This window comes from Psychromonas sp. Urea-02u-13 (assembly GCF_002835995.1).
Taxonomy (GTDB): Bacteria; Pseudomonadota; Gammaproteobacteria; order Enterobacterales; family Psychromonadaceae; genus Psychromonas.
In genome coordinates, this window is record NZ_PJBZ01000039.1 from 180,502 (window position 1) to 198,162 (window position 17,661).

Here is a 17,661-nt window from a genome sequence, read left to right on the forward strand (position 1 = left end):
TTACTAATGTTATCACAACACTAAATTCCACTTTTTCGTCGTAAATTTAGGGCGTTAAACTAATTAGTGCCAACTGTCTTGAAAAACACCGGGCATAAGAACGCCTTCTTGTTATGGCGAGGGAGGGGGCTTTCAAACAGGTTTATAGCGAATGGTATCCGCTCATGCTGCGGATTTATAGGTCGGTATAATAAAGAGAGTGGAATCGACAAATTAAGTGCAGTGTAAGCTTACGTTGTTAGTAACTAGATAAAAGTGCCAAAAATAAAAAAACGGCTCTATGAGCCGTTTTTTGGTGGGAAAATGGGGGAGTTAAGCGAGTGCTTTTGCATGACCACTGATTGTTTCAGCCATTTCAGTCACTTCCTGTAGAACGGTGACAGAGCCTTCAACGACTTCTTTCACTAATTCTAGGTTTTCATTGATATCGGCTGCAACGGTTGTTTGCTCTTCTGCTGCTGATGCTATCTGGTAGTTCATATCAGAAATATGCGCTACCTTTTCAACAATACCCGCGAGCTTAGTACCAGCTTGAGTTACTTGATCCACCCCAATATCTGCTTCATTAACACTTTTTCCCATTAAGCTTACCGCTTCTTGCGCACTTTTTTGTAGTTGCTCAATCATACCTTGTATTTCAACGGTGGCATCCTGAGTACGCTTAGCAAGATTACGGACTTCATCCGCTACCACGGCAAAACCACGACCTGCTTCACCGGCTCTTGCCGCTTCAATCGCAGCATTAAGTGCGAGTAGATTTGTTTGCTCTGAAATACTGCGAATAGTATCAACAACGCTACCGATACCTTCTACTTTTAATTCAACATTATTAACCGCATCGGCTGATGCACCTATGTTCGTTGATAAGGAGTTAATGGTTTTAATTGTTGCATCAACAAATTGGCTACCTTCCTGTGCAACATCTGAAGCTTCTGTTGTTGAGGCTGATGCGCTACCCGCATTACTAGCAACTTCTTTAACGGTGGCTGTCATTTGATTCATTGCTGTTGCAAGTTGTTCAATCTGCCCAAACTCTTCCTGTATGGCATCATTAATTATCTCCATACAAATGCCTAAATGCTCAGACACTTCAGTTAGCTCTTTTACTTCTTGCTCTTGGCTTGCTGTTTTTTGCTGCGCAAGGGACGCTTGCTCGCATAACAAATGTAATGTTGCGTTCACTTCGCTGTTAGTCAATTTTTGTGCGTAATCCGCAAGTGTATTTTCGGAAATTGCTTGAGACACCTGTGTATTGGTATTGTGTAAATGCTTTTTCTGTAAAAAAGCACCGAGGTATAAAATAATGCTAAAACCACCTAAAAAGAGAATGTTTAACCAAAGATTGTCACTGCTTTTACTAAAGCTACTGTGAATGAGGAAAAGTAATGCACCCAAAACAACTAAAAGAGTTACTTTGCTATTAGCTGATAGTTGCGATATTTTTTGCGCTAAATTTGTTAATTTTGATTGAGACATGTAAATACCCACGTGAATTAAAAAGTGTTTATTCGCAGTTAGTTATTATTATATTTAGCTGGCGAATAAATTGAAAATAAATTGAAATAGTAGTAACTAAATTTTACATTTATTTACTACTATATGTCGCTAATTTCACAATATAAAACAGAACTGTGAAGTTAGTTTGTATGTGATATTTTCATCACTAAATTGTCGTGTGGTGATTAGCCCTCTGTACGCCAATAAACGGCCTTCAACAACGCTTGTTGTTTTGATTGCAGTAAAGCGCTGAGTAGTGATTTTTCTTTGCGTTTAACCCATTTTAAATAGTCGTATTGCAATGCACTATCTGTTTCATCGAGAGCAATTTCGTTAATTAAGTTAATCATAGAAAATTCGTTTAAGCCTTGTTTTATATCAGCCCAATGTGAATGAAATTGATCACGTTTTTTTTCTGGAAAAACATTACCTAAGCTTAAGCCGATTAATAAGTTACTTTCTAACATACCTTGAGAGGCAAGAAACTGTTGTGCCGTGAAGGTATCACTATTTTTCAGTGAGAGACTGAGTTGTCCCCATGCTTTATTCAAATAGTCACTTGAAAATGTGCTGATACTGGTGCTTTTTTTACCTGAAAAGGTGTTTTTTTCTATTAAAATTAACCATTGAGTAAACGACAATACAAATTGACAGTATCGGTTAGACGTCAATAACGCGCTAATTGATGCGCTATCCGGCAACGCATTTTGCTGTTCTTTTAATGTGCTAACAATGCTTTTATACTTGGGTAGTTTTCGTAAATAATAGGCTTTATCTTCTAATAAACGCGCTTGAGTGAAATGTTCATCTAACCATGAGAACGAACGTGCTAACCAATGTAAATCTTCAATCCAAGGGGCTTTGTTGAGTCCTGGAAGCTCATTTTTAAAGATAATAATGTTTTGATGTAAAAACTTAACGCCCTTTAATAATTCCTGTAGTGCCTCTATCTGTTTATTTTCGATATAACAATTTTCATGGTACTGAAGCTGTTTTAAACCATGTTGCATATTAATTAATAAAGCTTGCTGAATTGAGTCATTCTCGCTCACGCTAGAGTGGCTAAGTGGCTTAATTTGGAAGGTGGCATTATCGGCGAGCATATAGCCGCGTTGTGCTTTACTGACATTACCAAGGCGTACATCGGGTATTTGTGCTATTTCATGGCCTAAAGTGAATAATTGCTTCTCATCGCCTTTTACAAGCTCTAGCTCGACTTCACAAATTGGCATTTTACCTTTGTTCGTTTCAATAAACCCTGTGTCATAAGCGACTTCAATTAATGTGCCATCGGCGATTTCAATTAACCACGTTTGGCGTTCAAAATCGGTACTAAAAATAGGTGTCAGTGACTGTTCCAATGCCTGAATATCACAGTTTTCAGGCCAAATCTTATTATTAAAGCGTGCTAATTTGGGGCGTAACCCTTCAATTGGCTCATTATATTCTGGGCGTTGGTGTAATCCACCAATCACGCGACCGGCCGTTTTAATGGTTTGTACTGACTTTTCGTCAATGGTGCGAACACGTAATCCCATGTCAAATTGACGCAAACGGCGTTCTGCTGTATCAAAATACACGTTGTGTAAAAACTGTGTTTTATGGGAAATACAGTGAAAATTACTTAATGTGTTGTATAAATCAGCGGCAAACGTTGCATTAAAAATGAACTTTAACTCTATTTCTACTTCCATAATTTCTTTGCTAAACCTATATGCTGGGGAATTTAAACAATTAATACGTAATAATTTTGTGAATTATACTAAATTCAGGTTCAATTGTGTTGAAAAGAAAGATAACATGCGCCGCATATTTGTTGTTCAATTTGATCATTTAAATAAAAAGGTAAATTATGCCAGTTAATTCAATATTTGGGGTTTTTGCTAAATCTCCAATTAAACCGATTCAGATGCATATCGATAAAGTTACTGCTTGCAGTGAGTTATTAGTTTCATTTTTTCATGCTAGTGCAAAACCTGATTGGGTTGAAGCAGAAAGAATTCGTAAACAAATTTCTACATTAGAAAAAGAAGCCGATGAGCTTAAACGTGAATTACGTTTAACGCTGCCTAGAGGTTTGTTCATGCCGATTGATCGCAGTGATTTGCTTGAGCTGGTTAATCGTCAAGATAAAATTGCTAACACGGCAAAAGACATTGCTGGTCGTATTTATGGACGTCAGTTACAAATACCAAAAGAAATATTTACTGATTTTATCGCGTATGTTGACCGTAGTGTTGATGCGGTAAAACAAGCACGTAAAGCAATCAATGAGTTAGATGAGTTACTCGAAACTGGCTTTAAAGGGCGTGAAGTTGATATCGTTACTCAGATGATTGAAGTACTAGAAAGCATTGAAGACGATACGGATTCTTTACAAATTCGTTTACGTCGTAATTTATTAGCGATTGAGCAACATTATAATCCCGTGGATGTGATGTTTCTTTATCAAATTTTAGAGTGGGTTGGTCAACTAGCTGATCACTCAGAATTAATTGGTACACAGCTTGAACTCATTCTTGCGCGTTCATAATATTCACTAGGAGTTAAACATGGATATTTTAGCAGTACACGGCGAAACGTTAGTTATTTTTGCTGCCGTAGTTGGTTTTTTAATGGCATGGGGTATTGGTGCAAACGATGTTGCTAATGCAATGGGAACATCGGTTGGCTCAAAAGCATTAACCATTAAACAAGCAATTATTATTGCGATGATCTTTGAATTTGCAGGTGCTTACTTAGCGGGGGGGGAAGTAACTTCAACTATTCGTAAAGGCATCATTGATGCAAGTTTTTATATTGAACAACCTGAGCTATTGGTATTTGGTATGACGGCCGCGCTATTAGCTGCGGGTACATGGCTAATTATAGCGTCTTATTACGGTTGGCCTGTATCAACGACGCATTCTATTGTTGGCGCTATTGTGGGCTTCTCTGCCGTTGGTGTTGGCATGGATAGTGTCACTTGGTCAAAAGTCTTAGGTATCGTGGGTAGCTGGGTTATTACCCCGCTTATCTCGGGTATTATTGCTTACTTTATATTTATGAGTTCACAAAAACTTATTTTTAATACTAGTGACCCGATTAAAAATGCTAAACGTTATGTGCCTATTTACATGTTTTTAGCGGGTTTCATGTTGTCATTAGTGACGATTGTTAAGGGTCTGAAACACGTTGGTTTACACTTTTCAACGGCTGAAGCGTTTGCATTAGCTACCATCGCCGGTCTCATCGTTGCGGTTGTAGGTAAATTTTTTGTAAGTCGCGTTAAGATTGATCCACAAGCGGATAAAAAAATGCACTTTGCAAATGTAGAGAAAATATTTGCGGTGTTAATGATTGTTACTGCCTGTGCAATGGCATTTGCCCATGGTTCAAATGACGTTGCTAATGCGATTGGTCCACTAGCTGCAGTGGTTAGTATTGTTGGTCATAACGGTGAAATCGTTGATAAAGCGGCAATTGCATGGTGGATTTTACCACTCGGTGGTATTGGTATCGTATTAGGTCTTGCTATCTTCGGTAAGCGCGTAATGGCGACGATTGGCACGGGTATTACGCATTTAACACCAAGTCGTGGTTTTGCTGCAGAGCTAGCGGCCGCTTCAACGGTTGTTATTGCATCAGGAACAGGTTTACCTATCTCTACAACACAAACGCTTGTTGGTGCTGTTTTAGGTGTCGGTATGGCGCGTGGTATCGCTGCATTGAACTTAGGTGTAGTACGCAATATCGTTATCTCTTGGGTAGTTACATTACCTATTGGTGCAGGTCTATCGATTGTGTTCTTCTACATCTTAAAAGGTATATTTAGCTAATTATTTTCTAAATAACTAAAATCAAAAGAGAGCTTCGGCTCTCTTTTTTGTTATTAGGGCTTTTTCTTCGAGATAATTGCTTTAAACTAACCGCTTATTTTATTATTGGTGACAGGTGAGCTCTTTTGAAAATAATTAACACACTACTTACAATGCTTCTTTTAACGTTTTCAATGAATAGTTTTTCTGAAACGCGTTATATCAGTGATGATGTATTTGTATATCTGCATTCAGGTCCTGGTTTAGACTATCGCATTATTGGAACACTTAAAGTGGGTACTCAAGTGAATACGCTAAAGTACGATAAAAAAACCAAATTTATGCAGATTAAATCATCGGCAGGAAAAATTGGTTGGATGAAATTAGCAGAACTACAAAAAACACTGCCAGCAAAAAACTTACTGCCTACCGTACAGAAAGAATTAAAAGCGTCGCAGGATAAGTTAAAGAACATTGCATCAGAAAACCGTAAAAGTTTGGCTGATAAAGAGCAACTTTTTCAAGATCAAATTGTGCTAGTAGAAAATTTAGAGCTGGAAAAGTCATTATTACAACAACAGGTTTTAGATGTTAAAGCACGTAATTTAGAATTAGATCTTTTACAAGATACAAAAGATGATCGTGTACAAATGCAATGGTTGCTAAACGGCGGCGGTGTATTGTTTTTGGGTTTACTGATTGGTCTTGTTATTCCGTTTCTTCCACGTCGTAAAAAGCGTACGAATAACTGGTAAGAGAAACATAGCTGTCAGTGATTAGCTGACAGCTATCAGCTATCAGCTATCAGCTATCAGCTATCAGCTATCAGCTATCAGCTATCAGCTGTTAGCTAATATTTAATATCCTTTCCAATCTGTTAATGATTCAACACTAAAGCTTTGTCGCTCTAAGCGAAATATACTGCGCTGTGGTTGTATTTCTAAGAGCTCAAGTTGCCCTGTACTATCAAACTCACCTTCTTTTAGCGTCTCGCCATTAATACGTATCCAGCGGTCATTCACCACGGATGAATACATGTGTGAGTCATAACGAATGAAGGGGACTTTATCTTGAAAAGCACTGCTCATTTCACGAATGTCACTGCCATCGTTCATACCTTCTTCTTCAGTGAACTCATCCGTCGGATTTTCATTCTGTTCAATATCAGTCAGTAAGAGGGCTAACTCAAAACGTTTCTGTAGATCCGTTGACGGCTCTTCAGTCGCCATACTTTTCTCGATGCCCTTCTCTCTGCTAGGTGCTATTTTTGCCACCTGTTTGGGTTTGCTTGATACTTTTACCGGTGCCACTTTCTTCACTTTAGGCACCAAAACGGGCAGCGGTTTTGTTTCAAAAGTGACTTTCACTAAATGATTATTTACCACCGGCTGTACTAAAGCTGTGGGCGCTGAGTATGTTTGTGCCTCACCGCGAGGATTAAGCAACAGGTATATTAGGGCGCTTAATAACGCGATAATAATAAAAAGGGCTGCCGAGGCGGCTATTTTCCAGTGTAGGGCTTTATTGGGCTGTTGAATAACGGGTGGAGGTCCGCCTGCTTGATCAAATTTTCTTTTTTGTAAGGCTTGTAAAATTGTCGACATTAGTTTGCTTCCTGCAATAATCGAGGTGAATTGGGCGCTGCCAGTTGCATCAGTGGCATTAATGTTCGCGGGCCAACTATGCCATCGTCCATTAATCCTTGCTCACGTTGAAATGCACTCACTTGCTCCAGTAAACGTAGGTCAAAGCGTGTTTTATTCTCGCTTGGCCATCCCTGTTCTTTGTTTAATTGATTAGCTAACCATGCTACCTCCTTGCCCTTCTGGCCAAATTTTATTGCGCCTTTCAAAGGAAAAGGAGCTTTCCAAAGTAGTGTAAAGTCGCCACTCCAATAGGTTTTAAACCATGTCTCTGTCACAGTGATTAAATGCCCATCGATTAATAACTGATAATTATCCGCTATTTGATAAACAACGGCATATAAAGCGTTTTCACTGTCTTTTTCTAAGCGCACCACACCTGGGTAGTTGAGCTGTTTTAGTTTTTCTAGGTTTATTTTTCGTGTGTAACACGTTAATAAGACTGAACGACCTTGCTGACAGGTTGCCTGCTTGCTCTTCGCTTGATAACCCCATATTGAATACAGATTAGACAAAGCATTCTCGTATCGACTCTGAGAGAGGTCTAATTGCGGATAAGCATCAAACCACTGTTTATTTAACAACTCTGAGCTCAGTGCGTTCGGTTGTTCAACAGAAGTGTTATCAGAGAATGATGAGAACAAGCTATCGGCGTACATATAGTGCGCGATTTTAGGGGCCTGTAATAACGAAAAAACACTTAAAATAACTAATGTTATTAAGCGCCAGTGAGATATCAAAGATAACTTTTGAGTATTAGTATGCGAAAAGTGTACCTCTTTAATGACCTGTTGAACCATTTTTAAGGTCACTATATGGCTGTCTTGTGTATAAGCCGCGAGTAAGCTTCTATCGCAAAGTATATTGGTTAAGCGTGGTGTGCCATTACACTTCTTAAAAATTTCTTGTAGTGCGGATTTGTCAAATATAGCGTGAATTGAGCCAGCAACATTAAGCCGATGTTGAATGTATAAATTGCTCTCTTGCTGGGTCAATGAAAGCAGATGATAACGCGCGGTAATACGCTGTGCTAGTTGGCGAAATTCATCTTGTTTTAGCTTTTCTTGTAGTTCTGTTTGACCAATTAAAATAACCTGTAGCGGTTTTTTATCGTTAGTTTCAATGTTAGTAAGCAAACGTAGCTGTTCTAAAGCCGCAAAGCTAAGGTGCTGGGCTTCATCTATTAATACAATGGCATGGCGGTTTTTTAGATGATTATCAATCATCCAACTACTGAGCTCGTTAAACAGCGATCGTAAATTGTCTTTTTGATATTGAATATTGAAGCTATCACAAATAGTGGTTAGCAATTCAACTTCATTTAACGCAGGATTTAGGATAAAAGCGATGTCGGTATCATCACTCATATTTTTAACTAAAGAGCGACAGATGGTGGTTTTACCCGTGCCCACTTCACCTGTTAACAGTGCAAAGCCTCCATAGCCTTGCAAGCCGTGTTGCAGATGTGCAATAGCTTCTTTGTGTCGCTCGCTTAAAAAAAGGAAACTGGGATCGGGTGAGATCGAAAAAGGTTTCATTTTTAATGAAAAAAATTCTTGGTACATAATTAACCTAAAGAAATAAAGATATCGTCCATGATTCGAGTATTTTAACGTAATGGCGGACAAACAGGCAAAGCAATGTTGTGATTTGCTAGATCAAAAATGTTTTATCTTATATTGCTGTGTATGGTTTTGTAATCTTTAATCCATGGGTCAATCTCTGGAAAGTTCTTTTTAAGCTCTTTACTCGCTAATTTTGCCATTTTATAGGTATTAAAGGTGCCCAGTAAAATAACATAATTATCGTCACCTGAACTTGCGCCTTGATAAAGGTATGTTTTCCCTTGAAGCTGCTGATGTTGCATAAAAAATGAATGCACTGCTCTTTCATCGGGTAAGGCGGTTAACTGTAAGCTATAACTGGTGCTAGGCATTGCTAATAGTGTGCCCGAAGGGGTCAATGACACATCGAATGCCGGCTCTTTTGTCATCGTTAAGACCTCCGCTGCTGGCATCTCTATTTGCAGCGTTTCCGGTTGTTCTTTAGCGGTGTTAATCACTCTCAACCACTCTTGTTGCATGGCTTCTTTTTCAGAGTCTTCAAAATAAGTGGCGATAGTTGGTGCTTGGCTATTAATTAGCAGTACCAGTAAAATAACAGATGTAATAGCAATGGTGTAAGGAAAATAAGGTTTTAACGGATTTTCTTTTTTAGGTAACTCTGCTTCACTAATCGCTTTTTTGGCAATCTTTGGGGTCACTGAAATAGAAGATTTTGTATAAGCACTTAATAAGCAACGATCGCATATCTGATTAATTAAGCGTGGAATACCGTGACTGGCTCTGAAAATAGTGGGAATCGCTTTGGGATCAAAGATTGGCCCTTTTGCACCGGAGATATTAAGACGGTGATGAATGTAAAAATTGGTTTCTGGTTTGTTTAAGGCGCGCAAGTGATAACGGGCTGTGATACGTTGTGATAATTGGCGTAACTCAGTGGTTAATAACTTTTTTTGTAATTCCGTTTGTCCAACAAGAATAATTTGCAGTGGTTTTTGGTTGTCAGATTCAATATTAGTTAACAGGCGTAGTTGTTCTAACACTTTGAATGAAAGATGTTGTGCTTCGTCGATTAAAACAATGGCATGACGGCCGTGTTGGTGATTGTCTAACATCCATGATGCCAGTGCATCAAACATGGTTTTTAAGCTAATGTTATTCTGGTCATATTGAATAGAAAACTGATCACAAATTTCAACTAACAAGGTGATTTCAGAAACGCTAGGGTTGGTAATTGACGCGATGTCAGTCCCTTCTGGCATATCCTGTAATAAGAATTGGCAAATGGTTGTTTTGCCTGTGCCGACTTCGCCAGTTAATACAACAAAACCACCGTTGCCTTGCAAACCATAAGTCAGATGGGCAAGTGCTTCTTTATGTTGCTCAGTGAAGAAAAGAAAATCAGGTGCAGGCGCTATCGAAAAGGGCTGTTGAGTTAAAGAGAAAAATTCTTGATACATGCAGAAGCCCAAATTAATAGTTAGAATTTAATAGATCTATTATAATAACGAAAATAGCGAGAGAAGGGGAAAACAATGCGTATATATTTGGTCGGGGGCGCAGTTCGCGACAAATTATTACAACTTACAATTAAAGATTGTGATTACATGGTGGTTGGTTCAAGCCCAGCACAGCTTCTAGCACTTGGTTATCAACAAGTAGGCAAAGAGTTTCCTGTCTTTTTACATCCGAAAACGGGTGAGGAATACGCACTGGCACGTACGGAGCGTAAAAAAGGCAATGGTTATAACGGTTTTAGCTGTTATAGCGGACAAAATGTCAGCCTTGAAGATGATCTCATTCGCCGTGACTTAACCATTAATGCGATTGCTGAAGATGAATCAGGGGAAAGGTTCGATCCTCATAATGGTTTGCAAGATATCAAGCTGAAAGTCTTGCGCCATGTTTCACCTGCTTTTAGTGAAGATCCACTACGCGTCTTACGTGTTGCTCGTTTTGCGGCGCGTTTTTATAAGCTTGGTTTTAGCATTGCACCTGAAACTTTATTACTGATGAAAGCATTGGCAGAAAGTGGTGAACTTGCCCATTTAACCCCTGAACGTGTCTGGGCAGAAACTGAAAAAGCATTAGCGACAGATGCGCCACATATCTATTTTCAAATATTACGAGATTGTAGTGCGTTAGCGGTTTTATTCCCTGAAATAGATTGTTTATACGGCATCCCCGCGCCGAAGAGATGGCACCCTGAAATAGACACCGGCATTCATACGTTAATGGTGGTGGAGCAGGCTGCTTTATTATCTGATTCGATTGCCTTTCGTTTCGCCTGTTTAGTACATGATTTAGGGAAAGCATTAACGCCCAAAGATAAATGGCCAAGCCATAAAGGTCATGGGTTATTAGGATTATCCGTGATAAAGTCTTTCTGTAAACGTTTAAAAGTCCCTAATGAATGCCGTGATTTAGCGTTAATGGTGAGTGAACATCATACTATGATCCATAGCGCTTTTGAGCTCAAAGCGAGTACTTTGTTAAAGCTCATGAACAGTTGTGATGCATGGCGAAAACCGCAACGTTTTTTACAGATGTTACAGTGTTGTGTGGCTGATTCTAAAGGGCGAACAGGTTTTGAAAATAATCCTTATCCAACCGCTGATTATGTATGGCAGGCGTTTCAGGTGGCGTTAACAGTTAATGTTCAAGATATTATTAAGCAAGGTATTGAAGGTGCAGAAATAAAGCAGGCGTTATTAAATGCACGTATTGAAGTAGTTAATGCATATAAACAACAAGCGTTAGTTGATATCAAATGAATTAACGATTGATATAGTAAAGCAGTATTTGCAAGATGATGATAGTTGCTGAGTACACTACCCGGTTTGGCAGTGTACTCGTTTTTGTAAGCGGCTTACGTTAATACATAAAACAGCACGGCGGCTAATATTAAGCGATAGATAACAAAGGGTAACATGCCGACTTTATTTAATAAGATGAGGAAAACATGGATACATAAAATCGCACTAATGAACGAAACACCCGCCCCTAAGAATAACCCAGCCCAATCGACAGCCGTATCAGAAAGAATAAACTTCAGTAAGTCATAACCCGCCGCTAATGAAATAATTGGAATAGACATTAAGAAAGAGAAACGAGCAGCTGCATTACGTGTCAGCCCTAACATGAGGCCGGCTGTAATAGTGATACCTGAGCGAGATGTGCCGGGAATTAATGCTAAAACCTGCGCAAAACCAATAATTAACGCACCTTTTAAACCTGTTTGATATTCCGTTTTCATTTGCTTAGCTTGTGAATCTGCCCACCAAAGTAATAAACCAAATACTAATGTTGTTACCGCAATAACATAACCACTGCGCAGGTAAGTTTCGATTAAGTCTTTACCTAAAAACCCAATGGCAGCGGCTGGTACCGTTGACCATAAAATCCACCATGCTAGTTTACTATCTTGGGTTTGCTGTTTTGTTTTTATTGAGCCGACCCATGCCAGCGACATGTTGGTGACTTCACGGCGAAAATAGATTAATACAGCCAATAATGTACCGATATTTAATACAAGATCAAAGGCTAAACCCTGATCCTGCCAACCGAGTAATACAGAAGGTAAAATAAGGTGTGCAGAGCTTGAGATAGGTAAAAATTCAGTTAAACCTTGGATCAAAGCCAGTACGACAATTTCAAGTGTAGACATAAATACTCTCTAGTTAATCATGGCATTAATCTGCCACAGTTTTTGTTGTGCCTTAGGAAATTTTCGCCATAATATTTCATAAGGTTCATTTAAAATAGGATGTTTAAGCTCGGGGGCTAATTCAGATAAAGGTTGTAAAACAAAGGCGTTGGTAAGAATTTCAGCACGTGGTAGATCAATCGTTAAATCAATTAATTGATCATGTAATAACAGATCTAAATCGAGTGTGCGTGGCGCAAATTTAATGGCCTTTTCTGGACGTCCTTGTTGTACTTCTATCTTTTTTAACTTTTTAATAATGGCCTGTGCATCTAATAAACTATTAAATGAAACAACCAAATTATAAAAATTACAGCCATTAAAACCCACGGCTTCACTCTCATAAATAGGGGATACATTTAATTCACCAAACACATTTTGTAATGCTTGAATGCCTAAACGGATGTTTACCTGTCTATCGATACTTGAACCAATGCCAACAAACACCTTTGCCACTAGCGTGCACCACGCTCAATTTGTACACCTAAGCTTTGAGCTTTTGGTAGTGCACCTGGTTTATGTAGAGTGAGTTTTATCCACGGCACAGAAAACTGCTCCATGATTAAAGCTGCCACACGTTCTGCCATGGTTTCAATCAGTTCAAATTGATGTTTTTGGGCAAACTGATTAACCACCTCTGAAACGCTAAAATAATTAAGCGCGAGGTTAATATCATCATTTAATGCTGCGGGGCGGTTATCAAAAGCCATTTCTAAATCAAAATAGAGCTTCTGTTGCAGTGATTTTTCCCATTCATAAACACCAATAGTCGTAATCACTTCTAACTGCTTAATAAAAACAATATCCATCTTTATACCCTATCGCTCTGCTGTAATAGCGCGTATTATCAAAGCGCAGTATTTTACCTGATTAAGAGGAAATAAGTACAAATGATTTACCTTACGACTCTTTTATTTATAATTTTCGCTTACCTTGTTGGTGGCTTGAACGGGGCCATTTTACTTTGTAGATTAAAAGGTTGGCCTGATCCAAGAACACGTGGATCTAAAAATCCAGGCACCACTAATATATTACGCTTTCACCATGCACAAGCCGCGAGTGCGGTGCTTATTTTTGACCTTTTAAAAGGCACTTTACCGGTTTATCTAGCCTATTTTTTAGGTTATTCCCCTGTGGGAATTGGTCTGGTTGGGATGGCGGTTTGTCTTGGGCATATTTACCCTCCCTATTTTCAATTTCAAGGCGGTAAAGCCGTTGCCACAGGTTTAGGGTCATTGTTGCCATTAGGCATGGATATGACGGGATTATTGATAGTGACTTGGTTGTTTACCGTTGCCGTGAGTGGTTATGCTTCACTGGCTGCGATTGTGACTGCGTTAGCCGCTCCTTTTTATGTGGAGCAGATAAAACCTGAATACACGACACCCGTTATTATGCTCTCTATTTTGATTATATTGCGTCATATCAGCAACATTCGCCGTTTATTAACCGGTAAAGAGAAAAAAATAGTGAACTGGAAACAATAACCCTTATAAAAATATTGGTAGTTGTAAGGGGATGGGTTCATATCCGTTATCACCCAAGATGCTTTATTCAGTCGCTAGCTCGTCCACCAAGGCAAGGCGAAATATGATGACCTTTCGAGAGATTAGCTTCGCTAATCGTCTACCGGTAGGATTTAAATAAAGACTTTAATCCTTAGATGACTAGTCCTTATCGAATGTTTCAACGCTGAGTTGGTGTCCGAACTAGTGACCCATAGGGCAATCGGAGAGGCAAACACCTTCGTTGTTAGAAAGTTTTGATTGAACCAGTTAGATCATCAGCTTTCTGCCTAAAATCTGTTCACCTCTCCAATTGCTGAATTTTGCATCTTGAGTGGTAACGGGTATAATCAACAAAAATTCAACATACTACAATTATAAATGGAGTTTACTGTGCAGCTTATTAAACGTATCACCCTACTTATTGGTTTAACTGCTAGCTTATTTAGCGCAACTGTTTTTGCGCAAACGATGGCTGAAGGAAGTATCGTAGAGCGTATCGCGCCAGTCGGTGATGTTTATTTAGACGGTGAAATTGCAACGGTAAGCGTGGGCGGAGACTCAGATGAACCTGCAGGTCCACGTTCAGGTGAAAAAATTTACAATACATTCTGTGTTGCTTGTCACGGAACGGGAGCCGCAGGCGCGCCAATTAAAGGCAACGCTGATGCATGGGCTTCTCATATTGCTAAGGGTGAAGCTACATTGATTAAACATGCTATTGAAGGTTTTAATGCGATGCCTCCTCGTGGTACATGTAGTGATTGTAGCGATGACGAAATGGCGGCAACGGTAAAATTCTTAATTAAAGGCCTGTAATTCTCACATTGCGCGCGAATAACAAGAAACCACCTACGGGTGGTTTTTTTGTGTCTTTAATATCAACTTGTTACGCGTGTTTAAAGGGGGTTAGGCACTATCTAACACTAGCCAATACTGACTAATACGGGGCTGTTGGGTCAAAATGTGGACGCTGTTATAAGTTATTTAACGGGTTCTTATCTAATACGTCTTTTAAGTAATCAGGGCTCAGGTGTGCGTATTTCATCGTAATTAAAATATTACTGTGGCCAAGTATTTTTTGTAGATTTAACAGGTTACCACCGTTGATGATGTAATGGCTTGCGAAACTGTGGCGCATAACATGTGTTACTTGTCCTTTTAACAAATGTATATCCAGTTGCTTAAATTTCTTTAAAAACTCACTGTAACAATTATCAAACAATCTTCCATTATCCCCTTTTGCCAGTAATTTTAATTCTGAATACAATTCAAAACTGATCGGCACTGTGCGCGGCTTTCCACTTTTAGTATCTGTGAAGGTGATCTTGTCTTTTAATACGTTTGAATATTTAAGTGTTTCAGCTTCAATAAATCGTGCCCCAGTACTCAAACATATTTTAACGATCAATAAATGGCTCCCTTTAAGATGAGATAAAACCAGCTTAATTTCATCAATACTTAAAAAGCTTAAGTCAGGCGCTACTTCTTTAATTTTTAAATGCGCGAAGGGGTTATCACAATGTATTAACTCTTTTTCCTTTAGAACCGTATAGACATTACTTAGAGATACCATGTCGCGGTTATATGTTGAAGGACTTACTTTGCTTAAACGTATTGCTTGAAAATCAGCGAGTAACGGCGTAGTAATTTCATGGCTTGTTGGATCATTTAACATTCTGCATAGTTTATTTGCTCGAGTTAAATAAGCATTTGCCCGTTTTAAATGTTGGGCGTGATAGTGCCACCATAATTCAATTAGCTCACTTAACTTTCGTGTTTCTTTTGGCTTATCTATCCATTCTTTTTGATTGTGAATCGAAATAATATGACGCGGCCAGTTTTCTGCTTCTGTTTTTGTATCAAACTGCTTGCGGTATCGTTTCCCATCGCGTCCACTTGGACGAATATCAGCATGCCATTTCTTATTTTTTTTGGTCAGACTCACTGTTTTTTAAACCTTATATAGAAAGTACTTGAACTGGTTAGATAGTATAGGTGAGTGTAGGACAGTATTAAACAAGGTTAATTGGTTTGTGCTTACAAGGATTAGCTGTATATTTGAGCTATATAAATATAAAAATTTACGACTTAGTGATCGTGTTTTAGAAGAAGGAAATATTATGCCAACAATTAAAAAAATAAAATATACTCTACAGGCGAGTGTTGGTGGCGCTGGTCTTGGTCTTGCTTTTTTAGGCGGACTATCATTTCTACCTGCCGTAAGTTTTTCTGATAATGTTGTTTTTGCTACTGTAGCAATCACATCAATGGGATTGGCTGTTTACACCTTTATAAAAGCTTAATGCTTTTATTTTTAATCGATCCTCAGACGACAGAACAGCTGATTAAATTCTATTTTTCGTGGATCATTATTCTATTTTTATTCCACGTGCTGATTGATAAGTATAGTGCTCATACTAGCGACCATAACTGGAAACTGCTCAAAGGGAAAGTGAGTGAGCTTTACACATCCGCATCAGTTGCCAGTTCTTTATTGCTTGGTCTAATGATATTGCATGGTTTTAAAAACCACCCTTTATTTGACAGTGATATAATATTAATGCCTCTTATTTTAAGTGCATTAACAGGCATTGTCGTCGGGTTAGATGCACTTGTCCCGAAGCCTAGGGAACTATAGTAAATAGTCGAACAGAAAAACATCAATAGTCAGCCCGCTAAATAGCGGGCTTTTTTATGCCTGTTGGTTATCTAAAGTGAAACAATCCTAACTAGTAAAATGGTAACGTAATCGATTACGGTACCATTTCCCACTGCGACCACTTGGGCGAATATCTGCATTCCACTTTTTACAGCCATTTTCTCATCCGTGACAATTTGATTGTTATGCCTTTTTTAGAACTTCTCGCCCTTGTAAATTATTTTACCTACAATAGTGCAATTACCGTTTATTTCGATAAATTTAGTAGGCCAATCGGGATTGAGGGCTTTTAAATGTTTTTTGTTACCATCAAGAATTAACTGTTTAAAGGTTGCTTGATTTTCATCTTCTAAGCGTGCGACAACGTAAGAGCCATTTTCTGGTTGTGCCTCTGGGTCAACAAAAATATGGTCTCCTTCATTGAATCGTGGTCGCATACTTTCCCCTTGTACTTTTAAGACAAAGGATTTGGGACTGCAATTAACGGGGCATAAGTAATATTCAACTTCAGAAGGAGCTAGCGGTTCAATACCTGACCAACACCCTGCTTGTACCCAACTTACCAACGGCAAATTATTTTTAAAGGTATGCGCATAGGTAACATTTGCCTCTTCTGAGGTGGATGTCCCATATTGAAGATACGCACGAATAGAAGAAGCCAAAGATTTTCGTCATTGGGTACTGAACATCTTAGACAAAGAGATAAAACAACCCGTACCCGAAAAATTAGAAAATGACTTTGTTAGCAAACACGGTATCACACGTGTATTCATGACATTCAAAAACGGCATGCTCACGGAAAGCACACCAGTTCCTCTCACATCAGGTATCGTTTCATTCGAGTCAGCTGAAACACTATGCAATTATCAGTTAGTTGCATAGTGGTTAACATATTATAAAATAAGTTGCTGGTTTTAAGGTTCGAGTGGTGTAAAATAAATAAATCCGCCAAAATTGGCGGAAGTGTTTATTGTTCTACATTAAACATCGTAATATTTATTAAGTAAGAGAATCTAATGATTTTAAGATATGGCGGAAGTAATTTTTATGGTTTCAACGACAATTAAGACAGGACATCCCAATATTTCACGACAATTAAGACAGGACATCCCAATATTTCAAACAATCTTAAAAATCAAAAATCGCTTATCTGAAATAGATAACAACAAACGAAATACCTGTTTAATTTCTAAAAATGGTGAGGGAGAATATACTATGAGGAAAATACGCGATATTACTGATTTATAGGCACAATGAACCTAAGTGAGGCACTCATAATGTGGATTGTA

At 38.6% G+C, this 17,661-nt stretch carries 19 protein-coding genes; 9 read left to right on the plus strand and 10 right to left on the minus strand.

Annotated features, from left to right (window positions below; translation table 11 throughout):
- Positions 1-312: 312 nt before the first annotated feature.
- Positions 313-1,476, minus strand: a complete 1,164-nt coding sequence (locus CXF74_RS22390; RefSeq protein WP_232772419.1) for a methyl-accepting chemotaxis protein — start codon at positions 1,474-1,476, stop codon at positions 313-315.
- Positions 1,477-1,682: 206 nt separating this feature from the next.
- Positions 1,683-3,191, minus strand: coding sequence for a CYTH and CHAD domain-containing protein (locus tag CXF74_RS03035; RefSeq protein ID WP_101080921.1), 1,509 nt, complete (start codon positions 3,189-3,191; stop codon positions 1,683-1,685).
- Between the two features lie 158 nt (positions 3,192-3,349).
- Here CXF74_RS03035 and CXF74_RS03040 point away from each other — a divergent pair, with 158 nt between their 5' ends.
- The 3 genes from CXF74_RS03040 to CXF74_RS03050 all read left to right on the plus strand — a co-directional run bounded on the left by CXF74_RS03040 (position 3,350) and on the right by CXF74_RS03050 (position 6,049).
- Positions 3,350-4,030 (plus strand): TIGR00153 family protein, encoded by a 681-nt coding sequence (locus CXF74_RS03040; protein WP_101080922.1) that lies wholly within the window; start codon positions 3,350-3,352, stop codon positions 4,028-4,030.
- Positions 4,031-4,049: 19 nt separating this feature from the next.
- Positions 4,050-5,315: an inorganic phosphate transporter gene (locus tag CXF74_RS03045; protein WP_101080923.1), complete on the plus strand. Its 1,266-nt coding sequence runs from the start codon at positions 4,050-4,052 to the stop codon at positions 5,313-5,315.
- A gap of 173 nt (positions 5,316-5,488) precedes the next feature.
- Positions 5,489-6,049, plus strand: coding sequence for a TIGR04211 family SH3 domain-containing protein (locus CXF74_RS03050; RefSeq protein WP_232772420.1), 561 nt, complete (start codon positions 5,489-5,491; stop codon positions 6,047-6,049).
- A 102-nt stretch (positions 6,050-6,151) separates the two neighbouring features.
- On the opposite strand, the gene CXF74_RS03055 is transcribed toward CXF74_RS03050, so the two are convergent.
- The 3 genes from CXF74_RS03055 to CXF74_RS03065 all read right to left on the minus strand — a co-directional run bounded on the left by CXF74_RS03055 (position 6,152) and on the right by CXF74_RS03065 (position 9,959).
- A complete protein-coding gene (locus tag CXF74_RS03055; protein WP_101080925.1) occupies positions 6,152-6,898 on the minus strand; it encodes a general secretion pathway protein GspB in 747 nt (248 codons plus the stop codon).
- The gene (locus CXF74_RS03060; RefSeq protein WP_101080926.1) at positions 6,898-8,502 is read right to left on the minus strand and encodes an ExeA family protein; all 1,605 of its coding nucleotides are present in this window, start codon (positions 8,500-8,502) and stop codon (positions 6,898-6,900) included. The genes CXF74_RS03055 and CXF74_RS03060 overlap by 1 nt, the downstream gene beginning before the upstream one ends.
- A 104-nt stretch (positions 8,503-8,606) precedes the next feature.
- Entirely contained in the window at positions 8,607-9,959 is a 1,353-nt protein-coding gene (locus tag CXF74_RS03065) for an AAA family ATPase (protein ID WP_101080927.1), read from the minus strand.
- A 75-nt stretch (positions 9,960-10,034) separates the two neighbouring features.
- Here CXF74_RS03065 and CXF74_RS03070 point away from each other — a divergent pair, with 75 nt between their 5' ends.
- A complete protein-coding gene (locus CXF74_RS03070) occupies positions 10,035-11,273 on the plus strand; it encodes a multifunctional CCA addition/repair protein (RefSeq protein ID WP_101080928.1) in 1,239 nt (412 codons plus the stop codon).
- 95 nt (positions 11,274-11,368) lie between these two features.
- Here the strand turns inward: CXF74_RS03070 and CXF74_RS03075 are convergent, their stop codons facing one another.
- From CXF74_RS03075 to folB, 3 genes are read right to left on the minus strand one after another with little or no spacing between them, the layout of a single operon-like run.
- Positions 11,369-12,166, minus strand: a complete 798-nt coding sequence (locus CXF74_RS03075) for an undecaprenyl-diphosphate phosphatase (RefSeq protein ID WP_101080929.1) — start codon at positions 12,164-12,166, stop codon at positions 11,369-11,371.
- A 9-nt stretch (positions 12,167-12,175) separates the two neighbouring features.
- On the minus strand, positions 12,176-12,661 hold the full coding sequence (folK, locus tag CXF74_RS03080) for a 2-amino-4-hydroxy-6-hydroxymethyldihydropteridine diphosphokinase (RefSeq protein ID WP_101080930.1): 486 nt from the start codon (positions 12,659-12,661) through the stop codon (positions 12,176-12,178).
- Positions 12,661-13,014 (minus strand): dihydroneopterin aldolase, encoded by a 354-nt coding sequence (folB, locus tag CXF74_RS03085; protein WP_101080931.1) that lies wholly within the window; start codon positions 13,012-13,014, stop codon positions 12,661-12,663. The genes folK and folB overlap by 1 nt, the downstream gene beginning before the upstream one ends.
- A gap of 81 nt (positions 13,015-13,095) precedes the next feature.
- Between folB and plsY the strand changes: the two genes are divergently transcribed.
- Together plsY and CXF74_RS03095 are read left to right on the plus strand one after the other, a co-directional pair.
- Complete coding sequence (gene plsY / locus CXF74_RS03090; protein ID WP_101080932.1) at positions 13,096-13,692, plus strand: glycerol-3-phosphate 1-O-acyltransferase PlsY; 597 nt, start codon at positions 13,096-13,098, stop codon at positions 13,690-13,692.
- 399 nt (positions 13,693-14,091) lie between these two features.
- Positions 14,092-14,529 (plus strand): c-type cytochrome, encoded by a 438-nt coding sequence (locus tag CXF74_RS03095; RefSeq protein WP_101080933.1) that lies wholly within the window; start codon positions 14,092-14,094, stop codon positions 14,527-14,529.
- 157 nt (positions 14,530-14,686) lie between these two features.
- Here CXF74_RS03095 and CXF74_RS03100 read toward each other — a convergent pair whose 3' ends face one another.
- Positions 14,687-15,658: a phage integrase gene (locus CXF74_RS03100; protein WP_101080934.1), complete on the minus strand. Its 972-nt coding sequence runs from the start codon at positions 15,656-15,658 to the stop codon at positions 14,687-14,689.
- 28 nt (positions 15,659-15,686) lie between these two features.
- Here CXF74_RS03100 and CXF74_RS22115 point away from each other — a divergent pair, with 28 nt between their 5' ends.
- Both CXF74_RS22115 and CXF74_RS03110 read left to right on the plus strand, forming a co-directional pair.
- The gene (locus CXF74_RS22115; protein ID WP_198552760.1) at positions 15,687-16,016 is read left to right on the plus strand and encodes a hypothetical protein; all 330 of its coding nucleotides are present in this window, start codon (positions 15,687-15,689) and stop codon (positions 16,014-16,016) included.
- Complete coding sequence (locus CXF74_RS03110) at positions 16,016-16,351, plus strand: hypothetical protein (RefSeq protein ID WP_101080936.1); 336 nt, start codon at positions 16,016-16,018, stop codon at positions 16,349-16,351. The genes CXF74_RS22115 and CXF74_RS03110 overlap by 1 nt, the downstream gene beginning before the upstream one ends.
- Positions 16,352-16,566: 215 nt before the next feature.
- Here the strand turns inward: CXF74_RS03110 and CXF74_RS03115 are convergent, their stop codons facing one another.
- Positions 16,567-17,034: a LexA family protein gene (locus CXF74_RS03115; protein WP_101080937.1), complete on the minus strand. Its 468-nt coding sequence runs from the start codon at positions 17,032-17,034 to the stop codon at positions 16,567-16,569.
- A gap of 367 nt (positions 17,035-17,401) precedes the next feature.
- On the opposite strand from CXF74_RS03115, the gene CXF74_RS22395 reads away from it, so the two are divergent.
- The gene (locus CXF74_RS22395) at positions 17,402-17,620 is read left to right on the plus strand and encodes a hypothetical protein (RefSeq protein ID WP_157822318.1); all 219 of its coding nucleotides are present in this window, start codon (positions 17,402-17,404) and stop codon (positions 17,618-17,620) included.
- Positions 17,621-17,661 lie beyond the last annotated feature (41 nt).

Coding starts and splice junctions, on each gene's coding strand:
- CXF74_RS03035 (WP_101080921.1), bottom strand. CDS start 3,191: ATGGAAGTAGAAATAGAGTTAAAGTTCATTTTTAATGCAACGTTTGCC.
- CXF74_RS03050 (WP_232772420.1), top strand. CDS start 5,489: ATGAATAGTTTTTCTGAAACGCGTTATATCAGTGATGATGTATTTGTA.
- CXF74_RS22390 (WP_232772419.1), bottom strand. CDS start 1,476: ATGTCTCAATCAAAATTAACAAATTTAGCGCAAAAAATATCGCAACTA.
- folB (WP_101080931.1), bottom strand. CDS start 13,014: ATGGATATTGTTTTTATTAAGCAGTTAGAAGTGATTACGACTATTGGT.
- CXF74_RS03045 (WP_101080923.1), top strand. CDS start 4,050: ATGGATATTTTAGCAGTACACGGCGAAACGTTAGTTATTTTTGCTGCC.
- CXF74_RS03095 (WP_101080933.1), top strand. CDS start 14,092: ATGGAGTTTACTGTGCAGCTTATTAAACGTATCACCCTACTTATTGGT.
- CXF74_RS22395 (WP_157822318.1), top strand. CDS start 17,402: ATGGCGGAAGTAATTTTTATGGTTTCAACGACAATTAAGACAGGACAT.
- CXF74_RS03055 (WP_101080925.1), bottom strand. CDS start 6,898: ATGTCGACAATTTTACAAGCCTTACAAAAAAGAAAATTTGATCAAGCA.
- CXF74_RS03065 (WP_101080927.1), bottom strand. CDS start 9,959: ATGTATCAAGAATTTTTCTCTTTAACTCAACAGCCCTTTTCGATAGCG.
- CXF74_RS03070 (WP_101080928.1), top strand. CDS start 10,035: ATGCGTATATATTTGGTCGGGGGCGCAGTTCGCGACAAATTATTACAA.
- CXF74_RS03060 (WP_101080926.1), bottom strand. CDS start 8,502: ATGTACCAAGAATTTTTTTCATTAAAAATGAAACCTTTTTCGATCTCA.
- plsY (WP_101080932.1), top strand. CDS start 13,096: ATGATTTACCTTACGACTCTTTTATTTATAATTTTCGCTTACCTTGTT.
- CXF74_RS03075 (WP_101080929.1), bottom strand. CDS start 12,166: ATGTCTACACTTGAAATTGTCGTACTGGCTTTGATCCAAGGTTTAACT.
- CXF74_RS03040 (WP_101080922.1), top strand. CDS start 3,350: ATGCCAGTTAATTCAATATTTGGGGTTTTTGCTAAATCTCCAATTAAA.
- CXF74_RS03110 (WP_101080936.1), top strand. CDS start 16,016: ATGCTTTTATTTTTAATCGATCCTCAGACGACAGAACAGCTGATTAAA.